The organism is Nostoc sp. (genome assembly GCF_036917395.1).
GTDB lineage: Bacteria > Cyanobacteriota > Cyanobacteriia > Cyanobacteriales > Nostocaceae > Nostoc.
The window spans coordinates 146131-161388 of sequence record NZ_JBALDI010000085.1 but is presented as its reverse complement, the minus strand read 5'-3'; the positions used below and the strand labels follow the sequence as shown (position 1 = coordinate 161388).

The following is a 15258-nucleotide window of genomic DNA, read 5'->3' as shown; positions in this document are numbered from 1 at the left end:
GAATAACGAACCGCAGAGGCACAGAGGGCACGGAGAAATCAAAGTTTGAAAGATATTTTGCGTAAGTCCTAATTTATCAACACTTTCGCCAAAATAGGCTCACTCTTCTAAAGTGAGGCTATAGAAACAAAGGCTATCTCCCCAGTCTGTAAGGATTTAAGCCCACCGGTGTGGGCTAAAGCTTTGCCTACGTTTGTGAGATGGCCTATAGGGCTTTTCGGAAATTGGCGATCGCGTAGCATATCCTTTAGGACAAGGTATTGCAAGCATTTACCGTGTTTGCTAAACTTTGGCCTTGCCTTTTTAGAGTTGTTATAGTACACAATCAACCAAAACTCAGATAAAATTTTCCCAGAACTAGCCAAAACCAATGATAATAGCAACCAAGAGCGATCCCCAAATGTTGAATAACTGTAAATACTTGATGAAAATACAGCCGAGCTAATATCTTATCCAGCATATTACTGTAAGCATAAACATAGGTAATTTGAAATCATCTATGCAGCTACTTGCCCTCTATAATTGGAACAATTTCTGAACTTAGACAATCTTAGAAATGGTCATCGTCAGAAAATGCACTCAGGTAAAACTTACTATTTCATCTGAAGCAAAGGTTTGTAGCGCTTAAGCGCTACTCGAAACATCGGACAACTTGCTACTTAAATGATGTTTAATTTTCCCGATCTGCTTTTGATCCCCATTTCGATAGAATGACTAGGCAGAACCCTAAAACTCAAAATCGCTTTTGACTGCGACGCCCATGAATCAACTGAACAATGGTTTTACGATATTTCTAAGTCTGCTAGTCGAGGCGATGCCTTTTTTGCTTCTTGGGGTTTTATTCTCCAGTTTGCTGCTATTTTTTGTTGATGAGCGCAAATTAGTAGAAAAAATGCCCAAAAATCCGCTGTTGGGTGCTTTGGTTGGCAGCATGATCGGCTTTTTATTTCCAGTGTGTGAGTGCGGGAATGTACCAGTAGCGCGGCGGTTCCTAATTCAAGGAGTACCCACACCAGTGGCAATTGGTTTTTTGCTAGCAGCACCAACAATTAACCCAGTTGTAATTTGGGCAACTTGGACAGCATTTCGAGATCAGCCGGAAATAGTCGTTTTACGAGTCGTATTTTCCCTAGCAATTGCCACAATTATCGGTTTTGTTTTCAGTTTTCAAAAGGACTTAAATCCCATAGTCCAACCTGCGATCGCTCGGTATATGAAGTTTAATCCACCCGCACAGCCTGAAACCAAACGCCGTGGTAAACGTTACCAAGTACAACAGCAAGAAGCGATACCAAATATCTTGCAATCCGGGACTTATATCTTAGGAGGAAAAGCAGGTGTACCTCTGCGGGTAGATGCTAATTTGGTACAGGCGACTGCCCCAATTTCTAATACCAATAAACCCCTTGCAGATAAACTGCGTCTAGTGGTAGATAATAGCATCCAAGAATTCCGGGAATTGGGCGGAGTGATGATTTTAGGAAGTGCGATCGCTGCTGCTATTCAAGTGCTAGCCCCACGGGAATTAATCCTCAGTTTGGGTGCTGGGCCTATTAGCTCGATTGTGGTCATGTTGATATTAGCAGTAGTGGTGTCAATTTGTTCTACAGTCGATTCTTTCTTTGCCCTATCTTTTGCCTCAACCTTTAGCAGTGGTTCTTTATTAGCATTTCTGGTGTTTGGCCCAATGATTGACATCAAAGGCATTGGTTTGATGTTATCCATTTTTAAACCCAAAACTGTCTTTTACTTATTTGCTTTAGCGGCACAATTAACATTTGTGTTCACTCTTTTCATGAACTTGCATGTTCTTTAAAAAATTAGTCATTCGTCTTTTATTCTTTGCTAATAACCAATGCCCAATAACTAATGGCTAGCAAAAATCCCAAATCTAAAATCTCAAATTTGTTACTCCCTTGGCTGGATGCTCTAGCAATTACAGCTTGGGGTATTTTGATGTTGAGATATTGGCTAACTAACAAGCTGAACCTATTGATTCATCCAAATTACATTTGGTTCGTGGTTGTAACTGGTATCAGCTTGATTATTATTGGTTTTTTCAAGATGCAGGAACTTTGGCTGCGGCGTCGCCCTGATGTTATGCCAAACAGCCAGCATATTAGTTTATTTCCCCCTGGTTGGGGCAGTTCTGTGTTATTGATTGCAGCGATTTTGGGTTTCATCTTTACACCGCAAGTTTTTGCTAGTGACAAAGCACTCCAAAGAGGTGTGACGGCTGATTTATTGGGAACTACACGCGTCAAACCCCAAGCCTTTCGGGCTACTGTTCGTCCAGAGGAGCGATCGCTTGTAGACTGGGTACGCACTGTCAATGTCTATCCAGAGCCAGATACATATACAGGACAAAAAGTCAAGGTGCAGGGATTTGTCATCCATCCGCCAGATATAGGAAAAGAATATTTGTTCTTAGCCCGATTTGTCTTAACTTGCTGTGCAGCAGATGCTTACCCTGTGGGATTACCCGTCAAACTGCCAAACAATCAAGAACCCTACTCCCCTGACACCTGGCTAGAAGTAGAAGGACAAATGGTGACAGAAAATCTGGCAGGTAAACGCCAACTTACCATTGCCGCTACCTCTCTCAAAAAGATTCCTCAACCACAGAATCCTTATAGTTATTAGTTATTTCTCCAATGCCTAATGCCCAATGCTTAATGACAAATGACTAAATCTAAAGCATTTATCGAACCACTGGATCGGATAGCGATCGGACTGATGCTACTGTTGAGTGTGCTGATTGGGTTGATAATATTGCAAGGTGACGTGGTGACTGCTCGTGTCCGGGACTTTACCTGGCAAAATCAACAAATTGGGGCAGAAGATAACTCCTTCACCCTCACCTTTAGCCGCCCAATGGAAATAAAAAGCGTAGAGGATAACTTGAAAATCGAGCCACCCCTAGCAGGTAAATTCAGTTGGGCTGGGCGGCGGATGGTTTATACACTCGTGACACCAGCCCCCTACGGCACGAATTATAAAGTGCAGTTACAGGGAGCCAAAGATAAGTTTGCAGAGGAAGAAGGCAAAAATCGGGTGATCCAGCCCTTTATTGGTAGCTTCCGCACACGCGATCGCGTCATCCTTTACATAGGAACCAATCAAGAAGAACAGGGACGATTAGTTCTTTACAACTTAACCCAAGAGCAAAAAAGGATACTTACCCCCAAAGACTTGATAGTAATGGACTTTGAGTCGTTTCCAGATGGGGAGAAAATTTTATTTTCGGCTCGTGCCGCTAAGAACGAAGACTTACTTTCAGCTCAACTGTACACAGTGACAACAGGCGTTTCTGGTAAATCTGGACAACAACCAGAGCCAGGAGCCAAAGTTGACCTAGTTTTAGATAGTAAAGATTATCAAAACCTGAAATTTGACTTATCACCTGATGGGCAAACTATTGTCATCCAGCGGGGAAACAAAACTAATCCCGGCGACTTTGGACTATGGTTTATGCCAGCAACCAGCGACGGTTCACCAGAAAAACCCACCCCTAAACGTCTGAAAAGCCAACCGGGGGGAGACTTTATGATCACGCCAGATAGTAAAGCTGTAGCAGTTGCCCAAGGACAGGGAGCAGCAATTCTACCACTGCAAGGTGATGCCAGTAAACCCCTAGATTTTCTGCCGCAGTTTGGCTTGGTACAGGCTTTCTCCAAAGATGGCTCTCAAGCAGCGATGGTAAAGTTTAATACAGATTACACACGAGATTTGTTTTTAGTGACAAACCAAGGTGTGCAGAAACAATTATTAAAGACAACAGGCTCAATTCTCAGTTGCCAATTTGACATCGCCTCACCCACCCTTTATTGCTTGCTGACACAGTTAGTATCCAAGGAACAATACATAGAACAGCCTTATGTGGTGGCAATTGATTTAAAAACTGGGCAACAGAAACCACTGCTAGTACTGCCTCCCGATCAACGGAATGTGCAAATGAGTTTATCTGCCGATGGTTTGGGCTTGTTATTTGACCAAGTAGTACCGCAGACAAACTCAACAACATCATTACCCACAAACACTTTGAAAACTGATGATGGAGATGTTATTGCTACCAGTAGCCTGTGGTTAATGCCTCTGTTGCCCATCGCTGATGCTGCGACTGTGGAAATTAGACCAGAACAACTCCCCTTAGCTGGATTTCATCCCCGATGGCTACCTTGACCGAATAATTCGTAATTAGTTTTGGTAGGGTGGATTACACCAAAGGCTAATGCACTGCTTTACTTAACTTTTAGTATTCGATGGTAGTGGTGGGTTACGGCTAGCGCCTAACCCCTAACCCACCTTACAAAAAACCTTGAGTATAGAAAGTAGATTTTGTATGGCTTTCACCTTAAGAGGCCATTTATAAAGTAAATCAAAAGTTAGAGTGTGTTACGGCTTTAGCCTAACGCACCATGTTATAAGGCGTGCGTTAGGCGTGAGAGTCATATTTTTCGTGACAAATCATCTCGAAAAATCGCCTAAAACACTACAGTAATTTTATTTTTACTTTACTTTATAGATAACCTCTAAGTTGACACGTATGAGCATTGCTGTGTCCCAACAATGTATCTGGTTAAAATAAATGAAAACTGCTGTAATTACGAATTAAGAATTACAAATTAGGAATTATTTGTTGATAATTTGTCCAAGCTTCCCAAAAAATATAAATTGATAGTATTCCTAAGAAAATCCGAAGCACTAAACTTACAGTTGAATCTGGTAGTTTTGGCAATGTGCGAGTACTCATTTGAACGCCTAAAAGACCACCGCATCCCAAAACTATACCTTGAACAAACAGAATATTTCCCTCTAATGCGTGTCCTGTGCAGGCAGCTAAAGCAGTGATGACAATCACACCCAAACTAGTTTGAATTGCTACTTTAATTTCTTCTTTTAGTAGTAACATTTGTAGTGGCACCATAATCGTACCGCCACCTAAGCCAAATAAACCTGCTAAAATTCCTGCTGCTCCCCCAGTGCCAATTTTAGAAACTAATGGATTAAATACTGGGGCTGTATTCTCTATCTCCTTGAAAGCCAGTTGTTTACGAAGCTCAATCAAATAGATATTAGCAAGTAGTATAATGCCAAATGTAAAGAGTATTACATAGGATGGGATTTTATTGGCGAAATATACACCTATTCCAGTAGTTAGGAAAGCTGGAATTCCTAAGTAAATTACTCGTTTAAAGTCAAAGTAGCCCATCCACCAATTCTGTAAACTTCCAGAAATTGAAGTAATTACAATAGCAAGGCTACTAGTCGCGATCGCCTGAACGGGAGTATAACCTAGTGTGACTAAAAGAGGAATTGTGATAATACCGCCACCTATTCCTAAAAGCCCAGCTATGACTCCAGATATTAGACCCCCAGTCACCAAAATCAACCAACTATAATCAATCATAAATAGGTCTTTTCTACAGAACTGACTTGGTGTAATTAACCTTGTACTGTTACCGGATGGCTAACAACGCCTCCGTAGAGCAATCCAGAATCATTCCACGGAACTGTACTCGGTTGTATGTTACCTAAATTGTCAGTAGCACGAGCTTGGAGAAAATATTCCCCAGGAGTTGGGTTCCATTCAATGTCCCACCGTGTCCATGCAAATGGAAAATTTGGTTCTCTGAGTCGTGCAAATTGCCAAGTTCTACCGCCATCTAGGCTGACTTCCACACGCGCAATTTTTCCTTTCCCAGACCAAGAACGTCCACGTAGTAAGTGGGTTCGAGCCGAAAGCGTAGCTGGCCAAGCCAACTCAAAAGCGCTCTTAACATTTTGATAGGTAATCAGCTTACCTTTATATGGAGCGATCGCTGGGTAATCTCCACCAACCAGCACCATTTGCTCCGTCATCCACTGGGTATATATCGGTGTTTGGGAAACCTCAATCCGCTCAATCCATTTAACGTTGGCGTTTCCTCCCCAACCAGGGAATAAGGCACGGCATGGCTGGCCATGATCTGGAGGTAATGGTTCTCCGTTCATTGCATAGACAAGCAGCGAGTTATCTGCTAATGCTTTGGCAATCGGAACTACATTGTTGAACTTGGATTTATTCGTCCCCTTTGAGTCCAGCGAATCCACATCTGCGCCCTCAACGAGTACGTCTTTTGCTGTGGATTTCAAGCCAGCTCGCTCTAATAACATCCCAAGTGGTACACCAGTCCACTCAGCTACACCAATAGCCCCAAGCCTCCACCGGGTTCCAGGGAGTGGTATGTTGTAAGCCTCTTCAAAGAAGCGCCGACCATTAGCAGCACACTCAATGGCGCAAGTGACTGAGATGGAAGGCATAGCAATGATTTCATCGTATGTGAACTCGCAGGGGGCAGAAACGCCAGTTCCATGAATTTGCAAACGCCATGTAGAAGGGTCAAACGGGGGAGGTGTACTGCGGTTATGAACATAGAACCAATCATTTGGTACTAAATAACCACGCCCATACATCGCTTCCCAGTTCATCTCTAATGTGCCTTTGCTATGAGAGATATACCCAGGTGGCAATGGCTTAAGTATTTTACTGCCTTTAGTTTTAACAGCTGCCTGACTGTGAGCAGGTGCAGGTTTAGCTAGCCCCCCGATGGCTGTTGCACCAACCATAGTGCCTAGTATTTTTAGAAACCGCTGGCGCGAAATACCTGCATCTGTACTTTTTTGCCAGATGCACTGCTCAACCCGTGCCTGTAGATACTCCTCCTGGTCAAAGAGGTTTTCATCGCTCAAGCTATTACCCCCTTGTAATTAATTTGTAATTTTCAGTGGGTAGGGGCACGACATTGCCGTGCCCCTACAAGCTGCCATATATCTTTTGGCGAGAAAAAGGGGCGAGATTAGCTGTCTATCGCTGTCCAAACACCAGTGATTTCATCTTGTGTGTAGTTGGGCAAATAGTGAGCAAATCCGTTTTTAGCTATTTGAGCGATCGCATCAATAAAGCGATCGCAATCTTCTAATGTATTATATACAGCAAAGCTGGCTCGGATAATACTAGGAATGTTACGCGTAATTCCCCTGTCTACTTCCTGAGCAATTTCGTAGTCTTGCTCGTCTGAAATATTCTTGAGTTTGCGAATGTATTCGTATGTACAGAAAGCCCCAGCCCGAACCCCAATGCCGTATTCTTGTGCCAGAATTTCTGCTACTAAGCGTCCATCAAACCCATCAATATCAAAGGGAATAACATGGGCTAAATTATCTCCTGGAATATGTACTTTCACCCCAGGAATCAGCCTAAGCCGTGTATATGTGAATTCAACTAGAGAGTGTTCATAGTGAGCAATGCGATCGCGCCCAAGGGCTTCGATAATTTGAATCGCCTTGGCAATGGCGATCGCACCCATTGCGTTTGGTGTTCCAGGGTCATGGGCCCGTTCTGTGTAAAAACGCTTGATCTCTAGATTTCTGGTGATATAAGGCAGGTTCCCACCACCAATTTGATAAGGGTAAGAGCTATCAAAAAATTCTTTCGGCCCCAACAAAACCCCTGTTCCATAAGGTGCATACATCTTGTGTCCAGAGAAAGCCACAAAATCTAAATGACATGGGTCATCATCGGCACGCATATCTACTCGTTCATGCTGAATTAACTGACACACATCGGCAAAAATCTTAGCACCATATCGATGTGCTAAAGCTGCAATTTCGTAAATCGGGGGTCTATAACCTGTAATTGTCGAAGCACCTGTAATAGTCACTAACTTAATTTGTTCGGCTTTAGGGAGATTTTGATGTGCCTTGAAGATATCTTCAATTTCTGTGACACTTACACTTCCATCCGGCTGCGTTCTGTACTGCACAACTTCGTCTCTAGTAACCCAAGGCAGCAGGTTGGATGAATGCTCAATATCAGAAACTAAGATTTTCCCAGGTTTTTTTGCCCAAAGTGTGGCAGCTCCATTAATTGCTTCTGTTGTATTCTTCGCAAAGATTACATAGTTGTCTAAAGATGACCCCACAAAGTCCCGAATGACGTTCCGGCTGGCGTCATATTCTCGTGTAGTGATGATGGACTTTTGCCCAGAACCTCGATGCACGCTGCCATAGGTGTCAAGCATCTCGTCCACATGCTGCTTAAGGGTTGCAAAGGGAGTGGTTGTAGCTCCATTATCCAAGTTGACGTACTTGACATAGTTTCCCTTAAGAGTCTTCACTCTAAAAGATAGAGACTCATCTGTGAATAACGGTTTAATTTCTTTGTTCCAAAAACTGTCACAATTTTCTGCAACTAGCGGTAATTGGGCAGCTTCTTGCTTTATATTTGTACCCCTTGCAAGTATGTCGGTCATCTTTAGCACCTTATTTTAAACTTTTAATTTTTGGATAAACCTTACTGCCACACCGCTTTCTCTAACGCAACAATCAGATTAGTCAGTAGTAATTATGGTCTTTACAATTACTTTGTTGCTACTAGAAAACTCGGTTATTCCAATTATTCTTTAATAAAATAATAAAAAAGAGTATTCGTATTAATACTTAATTTAAGTACTTTAATTGTATTTTAAAATACTTTGTATTAATATTTATAAGTAATTAAGTATACTTTAAACAATTTTTTTCTAGTCATTAAACAAACTTGACGTATTGAAGGCAAGTTGATAGAGAAGCCTCTGACTAACTAAGCCTAAAATTGCTTACTAGGACTGCATTTACTTAGAAAAAAGCTTGTACTAAATTGAGATTATTCTTTAAAAAAATTTTATTATTTTACTTAGCAATATTGTTACTCTTTAAATAAATATCTATAAGTATTATTTCGTAGTAGTGATAATTTCCTAATATTGCAGTTCTGGCAGAAGCTCTTAGTTGTTTGCTGACACTAAATAGCGATCGCCCACGATTACAGAATTAGCTCCAATAACAGATACTTGTACTGACATCTATCCTAAGTAAGAAATAAGTCAATATAAAAATCTCTTGAAGGAGATATTTTTAATATATATCTTAAGAAAGATGTTATTGTAGACAAAAAAGTATTAGTCCACAGTTTTTTCATGTAGAAAAACTTCATCAGCTAATACAGTTTAGTTTTTAAGGTGGATGCGGTTTAGTGCGTTAAAACGGACTTTAGTTATAATCTGCGGAACTTTAATTCAGGGCGATTTATGTCTAGAACAAAATAGCCCTGGCTGGCGGCCCGAGTTTCCCTTCCGCCTGCTTCTTGACCTGAAAAGGACAAAGGGAATTGTCCCCCCATCTTCAAGACAAGGGCGGTAACTAAAGAGAGTTTTAGAGCAAGCACGCTCATCAATAAGATGAGCGTGGACTGTAATCAGGTGGGAACACAAGATTACTCCCCAAGTCGTCTCCCTGTCTCCTTGTCCCCCCATCCTCTTCTTGACGGACGAGAGCATCATAGTGTTATAACGGCATCAGTCTAGATACAAAATGGGAAACACCAATTATTGATGATTAATTGCTGGTGGCTGGAGAGAGTTAAACTTAGCTTCTAGAGCAACCCTGATTAGACACAGTTGATAAGCAATGCTAATGCCAGCACTGCTGAATATTTTTAAGCAGGTGGGTCAAGAGTGATGAATGAAGCTGACACCTCAAACAAGGCGGCTGTGATGGAATCCTTAAATTCTGCTAATTCGCCACAATCGGAGCAGGCGAGTTGTCCCTTTTACTCAGTTGTGCCTAATGACAATATGGCAGTTAAAAAACTGCCACTCCTCATGCCAGCTGAAGATACACAATTTTCAAAAGATACTACCCAGCAGGACTGGGTTGCAGAGCCTGAAAGCGGCAAGCAAGCACTTATTGACTCGGAGTTTCAGAACCTGCTGGCATTGAACGAAGAACTGCGTGCAGCTAACAATAACTTATATGAACAAGTAGAGCAGCTAAAAGACAACTTAGCTGAGTCAGAAAAGGTTTTGCAGTGGCAGAAAACGCGTTCTAGCGTTACTGAGTCGATGCTCAACCAACATACTCAAGAATTGGCCGCGGCTCAAGAACAGATAAAGTCCCTATTTCAACAATTAGAAACTGCTGTACAAACTGTTCAACGCCAGGAAATTTTTATTGATACTCATAAAGCACAGCTACAAATTAGTCAACAACGTCTTGCCCAGTTAGAGCGAGAATGTACGTTGTTACACACTAACAACAGCGAACAGTCTCAGCAGCTATTGCAATCAGAAAATGCTTGTCGGGAGTTACGTACTAGACTGATGCGACAACAACGCCAGACCCTGCAATTTAAAGCAGCTTTAGAAAAATGTTTAGATACATCAGTTCCTAGTTATGACTCCTTAGACGATACTGCAAAACATCCCAAAGACATAACTAGCGGACAAGGAAGATTTTCTCGAAAAGCTCGGTCTTTGTTTCCTAACGCCCAGCCAATTCAACCTTGGTCAGCAGAACCAGAATCCTTGACTGAGAATCTAGATAATTCTTGGGGCGAACCCTCAGCACCAATCCCATTCCAAAGAAATGAACCGACTCCGACGCCATCTTCTTGGAACTGGTCAGTTAAGCAAAATACCCCAACACCAGCAGAAACCGGCCCCTCTCCAAAAATTGATGATTCCCCAGATACACCGGAAGCTGTTTCAACTTCGGGTTCATCAAATTTAGATCAGCAATTAGATAGTCTCATTCAAATGTTTTTCACCTCCCAGCCTGCATCTGCATCACCACCACCTGCTGCGACGCATGTGGATAGTAATCAGGGTGATGCGCCGATCTGGGAGACTTTAGCAACAATCTTAGAAGACGATGAAGAACTAGAAAATCCACAAAAGCAGCAGTTGAAAGCAGAAATTAATCCTCCTGCAACTACCTCCACTTCTAAGACGACAGATTCTGTGGTTTCACCAGCCAATAACTTACTGGTTTCCTCTACTCAACCTTATACTGAGACGCCTGGTGGAGAAACTGAAGACTACTGGTCAGAAGTTTCACAATTGACGCAGTTGGAATTGTCGGCAACTGATTTGTCCCCAGATTTATCAGGTGATAATACCAATGATGCCAATTCACCCTCACCGGTGGTTTATCCCCAGCGTCCACCCAAGGGGCGTAAGTCATTGGCATCTGTGGAACTACCAAATTTTCGCCCCAAGAGTCAATAACCACGAGACGCGATTAATCGCGTCTGTACAGGAGTCAGGAGTAGAGACGCGATTAATCGCGTCTCTACAGGAGTCTAGTGATTAATGCCCAATGCCTAATAACTAATTCAGAATCCTTGCTTCTGACTTCGGAATTATGGCTTCTGGGCTAATTTTGGCTACCTGACTGGGCGATCGCGGTTTGCCTGTAGCGATCGCATAATTAATCGTCAACAGCCACAGCCAGAATCCCGGATTCCGAGGTTCCAGCCAAAAACCTACCCGATTCAAGAAGCGCCCGAACCACGGACTCAGCAAAGCACTAACCAGGGCATGACGACCGAAGTTAAAATAACTACCAATCCATCTAAGCAAATCCCTTGGGCCAGCAAGTTCCCAGATCCATAAAAGCAAGGCAGGATTTGTCCTCGCTGCTTTGAGTGCTAGGCGGTTAAAGGTTAACCAATCACACCTATCTTTAATGAAATTATCTGCCACCTCTAAAGGTTCGTCTGCTAACAGCCCAAAAAAGGTATTGAGCATGGAGTTGATCCGTTGGGGTGGTAAAAATTTCCCTGTGGGCACCATCATCCCTTTGGAAAATAGCCAAGTCACTGAAACGTTGCTTTGATAAGCGCGAATTTGGTTCAAGTGTCGGAAACTCAACAAGTCATGTTTGAGAGCAGTATCCAACAGCGTTGTTAAGCGCTCTAAGTTGCGAACTAGAGAACCAAAACCGGTGAAGACCAGGGGAGACTGGAGTGATGCCGCATCACCGATCGCAATCAATCGATCAAAGGCAACTGTGCGATCGCTACTCCCTACACTAAAATGTCCCGGTATATACCCAAATGTCGGCTTCTTCCACACCAACTTGTCCATATCGCACCTGCGATACTCTGGCAAAATCGTGAAAAAGTCCTCGTACATCTCCAGCAAGGAACCGGGATTTTCAGCATTGACTTCATGGTAATGAAATAAATAAATCGTCAGTTCATCCCCTGCTCCAGGAAACAATTCCCAAATCAGCTGCCTTCCCCGCGAAATATCCCCATGACTATAAAGAACGTCTCCATACTGGGAATCCCACACCCCCGGCTCAAATCCGCTTTCAATTGCCGCTCCCACTGTCGGACATACACTATCAAAAGCCCGACCACCATTTAATTGCCAAGCGATGGGGGAGGCAGTTCCCATTGCATCTATTAACAGTCGTCCACTTACTTGCTTCTCAATCTGACTGGATAAGTGCTTGACTTTCAGTATAACTTGTGATATATCAATATCTGCACGGATAAATTCTGTTTCATCCCAGATTTCACCACCTGCCGCTTGCAGTTTTTGCCCACACATTTGGAGCCATTTTTCGGAATCTAAGCCTAAATTTAGGACTGTGGGTGTATGCAGAACAGGCGATCGCAGTTTGGATGGATTATTAGCATCAAAAAACTTATTGAATCCATCTTTGTATTCCCTGGCAATGATGGTTTCTAACTCAGCGGGGGTGACTAAACCCAGGTTAACTAAGCTTTGAATCTCATCGCGAGAAATATTCCATTCTCGGTTCATCCGCCCAAAGGGCATTCGTTCCACCAACAGGACTTTATATCCTAGTTTTGCCATCAGTGCTGCATGGATGGCACCTAATGCGCCACCGATGTAGATGATGTCGTACTGGGCATTGGGGAGCCAGTGCGTTGCGGAGGTTCCCTCCGTTGAAGCAACTGGCGTCATTGGGCATGGGGCATTGGTTTCCCCGCTGCTCCCCTGCTCCCCTGCTCCCCTGCTCCCCTGCGAAAACACCACTTGACGCGGCTGCTGCGGATTCCGTACTCCTTCGCGCCATCGTTGTTCCCACCAATAGGCACGAGTTAGGTCATATTCACCGTTAGGCATTTTCTGAAAATATTTGACGGTGAGGGGGTAAACAGAGCCTAGCGCGGCAAAAATCGATTGCTGTGATAAATTAATCGCTGGCGGTTCTGGGTAATGATGCCCAAAACGGCTTCTGATTTCCTTGGTCAGGCGTTGCAGGATTTGTCCCTCTTTGGGAAAAGGCTGTTCTGTCCAACGAAACACTTTTAGATAAGTAGTTCGTTGCACTGACCAGACAAATACAGAAAGTTCCGCAGGCAAGTTTTCCGAAACAGCCACTCCAGTAATTGTAGTTGCAGTAGGGATTTTGAGGCGAAAGCCTTCCGAGGTAAGCACTTTTTCTCCATTTCCGGGTTCAAAATCTGTTTGTAACCAGCTACGCACAGTTGCTATATCCGGAGTTGGAACTTCTAAATAAAGGATTTCTCTCATCGTTTCCTGACATCTCCGATCAATCTACTTACTAAGACAGATTTTATGAAGGCACAAAGTAAAGTAAACTCCGCCCTATTAGTTTCGTAAAGATTCAGTAAAGAAATTTTAAAAATTTGCCAAATTTATTGTTCATTTTGTATTTCTGTAAACCCACGCCATGAATTATCCCATTCCAGACAGTCCCCAGGAAATTTTTGCCTTGCGACAACAGCCGATTGATGAAGAACTAGTTGCCGCTGCGATCGCTGGAGTAATTAAAATTGTCCGTGCTCAAGGTCAATCTTTGGAAGAATTAACCGCTCAGTTACTAGCAGATGATCCACTGCTGGATCAGCAACAACGTCGCTGGTTGAGCCAATTAGTTGCCCAATGCTGGGAAAAGTTCTCCTAAAACGTTGCATAGGATGAAGTTTTTGTCGCAGTATCGGCCCTCCAGGTCTGCACCTAAATATTAGCGATGCCTGCGGCGGGCTGCGCCTACGCATTTTCGGTGTAGAAGTAACAATAATCGTCAGTATGGGATTGGCAATTGGGTTACTATTTTTGCATTCATGGCACAGAAGCCACTAAATTAACCATATCAGCGTTTTACGTTGCTAATGAATTTTACAACGTTCTGAAACGGAAAGACCTCTGGTGCAAACCAGGGGTCTTTTTTTTGGATCAATCCTCATGCTCTTTGATTGGTGCTTCGACGCCTTAGCCGCATAAATAAATGTTTTTGGTACACAACTCAGTTGACGCGATGCCTGCGGCGGGCTACGCCTACGCACTTTGGTTATAAAGGTGAGAATGATTATTTGTATGGAATTGGCAATTGGCCTGCTATTTTTACATTTACGGCATAAAAGCTACTAATTTAACCATTGCTTACCCAAGGGCCATCTGCTCCTTATATCTTGCACCATTCTCAATAACCGTAAGGTGGGCACTGCTGACAACGAAAAAATTAGAGTTTGAGCCAACGTTAGGCAATATCCACCCTACAAAAATAGCAATAAAGCAAGTGGTGCAAAATGTGAGGCTTTGCGTCTCGTGCGTCATATTTAAAAGTATCATTCATTCTTGCCCTTATATACCCCTATCCACTGCCTTGTTGCATAGTGTGGTATTAGTATGGTAATGTATCGACTTCTAACTATCAGGCTAAAAAAATACTACTATGTTTGGTAATTGGTCTTGGCGTAAAGTCTTAAAAACTTTTGGTGGCTTGGCTGTTGGCATTGCAAGTATTAGTATAAACAATTTAACTAGTCGCCATGTAGCTTTAGCAACACCAAATTATTCTCAACTCCAGAACACTAATCAATTAACTATTAACGAAAGAAAAACTAGATCCTCAAATATTTTAGTTGTTCCAAATCAAGTTCTTCCAAATACTACTACTCGAATAATTGATGGTATAATAGTTACAGCATATGCATTTTATCGTTATTATAATCCATCAAGTTCTGACCATTTATATACAACTAATTTTGATGAGTTAGGAAATGGTAGCGGTGAATATATCTATGAAGGAATTGCCGCTTATATTCCCACACAACAATACTCTGGAACTATTCCTTTATATCGATATTACAGTTCTGTAGCTTCAGATCACTTGTACACTACTAATTTTAGTGAACTGGGTAATGCCAGCAATGGGTATGTACTCGAAGGTACTGCTGGTTATGTATATTCTACACAATTCACAGGAACTATTCCTTTATATCGATATTACAGTTTGGCAGCTTCAGACCACTTGTACACTACTAATTTTAATGAACTGGGTAATGGCAAGAATGGATATGTCTTGGAAGGTATTGCAGGTTACGTCATTTATAACGGAGAGAATTCTACAACTTCCTAGCATTATCAAGTTTTGCCAAGCTTTATCAGTAGG

The 15258-nt window shown here is 42.5% G+C and carries 10 protein-coding genes; 6 read left to right on the top strand and 4 right to left on the bottom strand.

Annotation, left to right across the window (positions count from 1 at the left end; all coding sequences use genetic code 11):
- Positions 1-760 precede the first annotated feature (760 nt).
- From V7K46_RS30505 to V7K46_RS30495, 3 genes are read left to right on the top strand one after another with little or no spacing between them, the layout of a single operon-like run.
- A complete protein-coding gene (locus tag V7K46_RS30505; protein WP_335119942.1) occupies positions 761-1816 on the top strand; it encodes a permease in 1056 nt (351 codons plus the stop codon).
- A gap of 53 nt (positions 1817-1869) precedes the next feature.
- Positions 1870-2643 carry a TIGR03943 family putative permease subunit gene (locus V7K46_RS30500; protein ID WP_335119940.1) on the top strand — a complete coding sequence of 258 codons (774 nt, stop codon included), beginning with the start codon at positions 1870-1872 and terminating at the stop codon, positions 2641-2643.
- Between the two features lie 39 nt (positions 2644-2682).
- The gene (locus V7K46_RS30495; protein WP_335119938.1) at positions 2683-4182 is read left to right on the top strand and encodes an Ig-like domain-containing protein; all 1500 of its coding nucleotides are present in this window, start codon (positions 2683-2685) and stop codon (positions 4180-4182) included.
- 436 nt (positions 4183-4618) lie between these two features.
- Here V7K46_RS30495 and V7K46_RS30490 read toward each other — a convergent pair whose 3' ends face one another.
- From V7K46_RS30490 to V7K46_RS30480, 3 genes are all read right to left on the bottom strand, one after another.
- Positions 4619-5410: a sulfite exporter TauE/SafE family protein gene (locus V7K46_RS30490; protein WP_335119936.1), complete on the bottom strand. Its 792-nt coding sequence runs from the start codon at positions 5408-5410 to the stop codon at positions 4619-4621.
- Between the two features lie 35 nt (positions 5411-5445).
- Positions 5446-6732: a sulfite oxidase gene (locus V7K46_RS30485; RefSeq protein WP_335119934.1), complete on the bottom strand. Its 1287-nt coding sequence runs from the start codon at positions 6730-6732 to the stop codon at positions 5446-5448.
- 107 nt (positions 6733-6839) lie between these two features.
- Entirely contained in the window at positions 6840-8294 is a 1455-nt protein-coding gene (locus V7K46_RS30480; protein ID WP_335119932.1) for an aminotransferase class V-fold PLP-dependent enzyme, read from the bottom strand.
- Between the two features lie 1245 nt (positions 8295-9539).
- On the opposite strand from V7K46_RS30480, the gene V7K46_RS30475 reads away from it, so the two are divergent.
- A complete protein-coding gene (locus V7K46_RS30475; RefSeq protein WP_335119930.1) occupies positions 9540-11087 on the top strand; it encodes a hypothetical protein in 1548 nt (515 codons plus the stop codon).
- A 102-nt stretch (positions 11088-11189) separates the two neighbouring features.
- Here the strand turns inward: V7K46_RS30475 and V7K46_RS30470 are convergent, their stop codons facing one another.
- Complete coding sequence (locus V7K46_RS30470) at positions 11190-13373, bottom strand: NAD(P)/FAD-dependent oxidoreductase (protein WP_335119928.1); 2184 nt, start codon at positions 13371-13373, stop codon at positions 11190-11192.
- Between the two features lie 160 nt (positions 13374-13533).
- On the opposite strand from V7K46_RS30470, the gene V7K46_RS30465 reads away from it, so the two are divergent.
- Positions 13534-13767, top strand: coding sequence for a hypothetical protein (locus V7K46_RS30465; protein WP_334725854.1), 234 nt, complete (start codon positions 13534-13536; stop codon positions 13765-13767).
- A gap of 771 nt (positions 13768-14538) precedes the next feature.
- Positions 14539-15225: a hypothetical protein gene (locus V7K46_RS30460; RefSeq protein ID WP_335119925.1), complete on the top strand. Its 687-nt coding sequence runs from the start codon at positions 14539-14541 to the stop codon at positions 15223-15225.
- Positions 15226-15258 lie beyond the last annotated feature (33 nt).

Coding starts and splice junctions, on each gene's coding strand:
- V7K46_RS30505 (WP_335119942.1), top strand. CDS start 761: ATGAATCAACTGAACAATGGTTTTACGATATTTCTAAGTCTGCTAGTC.
- V7K46_RS30500 (WP_335119940.1), top strand. CDS start 1,870: ATGGCTAGCAAAAATCCCAAATCTAAAATCTCAAATTTGTTACTCCCT.
- V7K46_RS30495 (WP_335119938.1), top strand. CDS start 2,683: ATGACTAAATCTAAAGCATTTATCGAACCACTGGATCGGATAGCGATC.
- V7K46_RS30490 (WP_335119936.1), bottom strand. CDS start 5,410: ATGATTGATTATAGTTGGTTGATTTTGGTGACTGGGGGTCTAATATCT.
- V7K46_RS30480 (WP_335119932.1), bottom strand. CDS start 8,294: ATGACCGACATACTTGCAAGGGGTACAAATATAAAGCAAGAAGCTGCC.
- V7K46_RS30475 (WP_335119930.1), top strand. CDS start 9,540: ATGAATGAAGCTGACACCTCAAACAAGGCGGCTGTGATGGAATCCTTA.
- V7K46_RS30470 (WP_335119928.1), bottom strand. CDS start 13,373: ATGAGAGAAATCCTTTATTTAGAAGTTCCAACTCCGGATATAGCAACT.
- V7K46_RS30465 (WP_334725854.1), top strand. CDS start 13,534: ATGAATTATCCCATTCCAGACAGTCCCCAGGAAATTTTTGCCTTGCGA.
- V7K46_RS30460 (WP_335119925.1), top strand. CDS start 14,539: ATGTTTGGTAATTGGTCTTGGCGTAAAGTCTTAAAAACTTTTGGTGGC.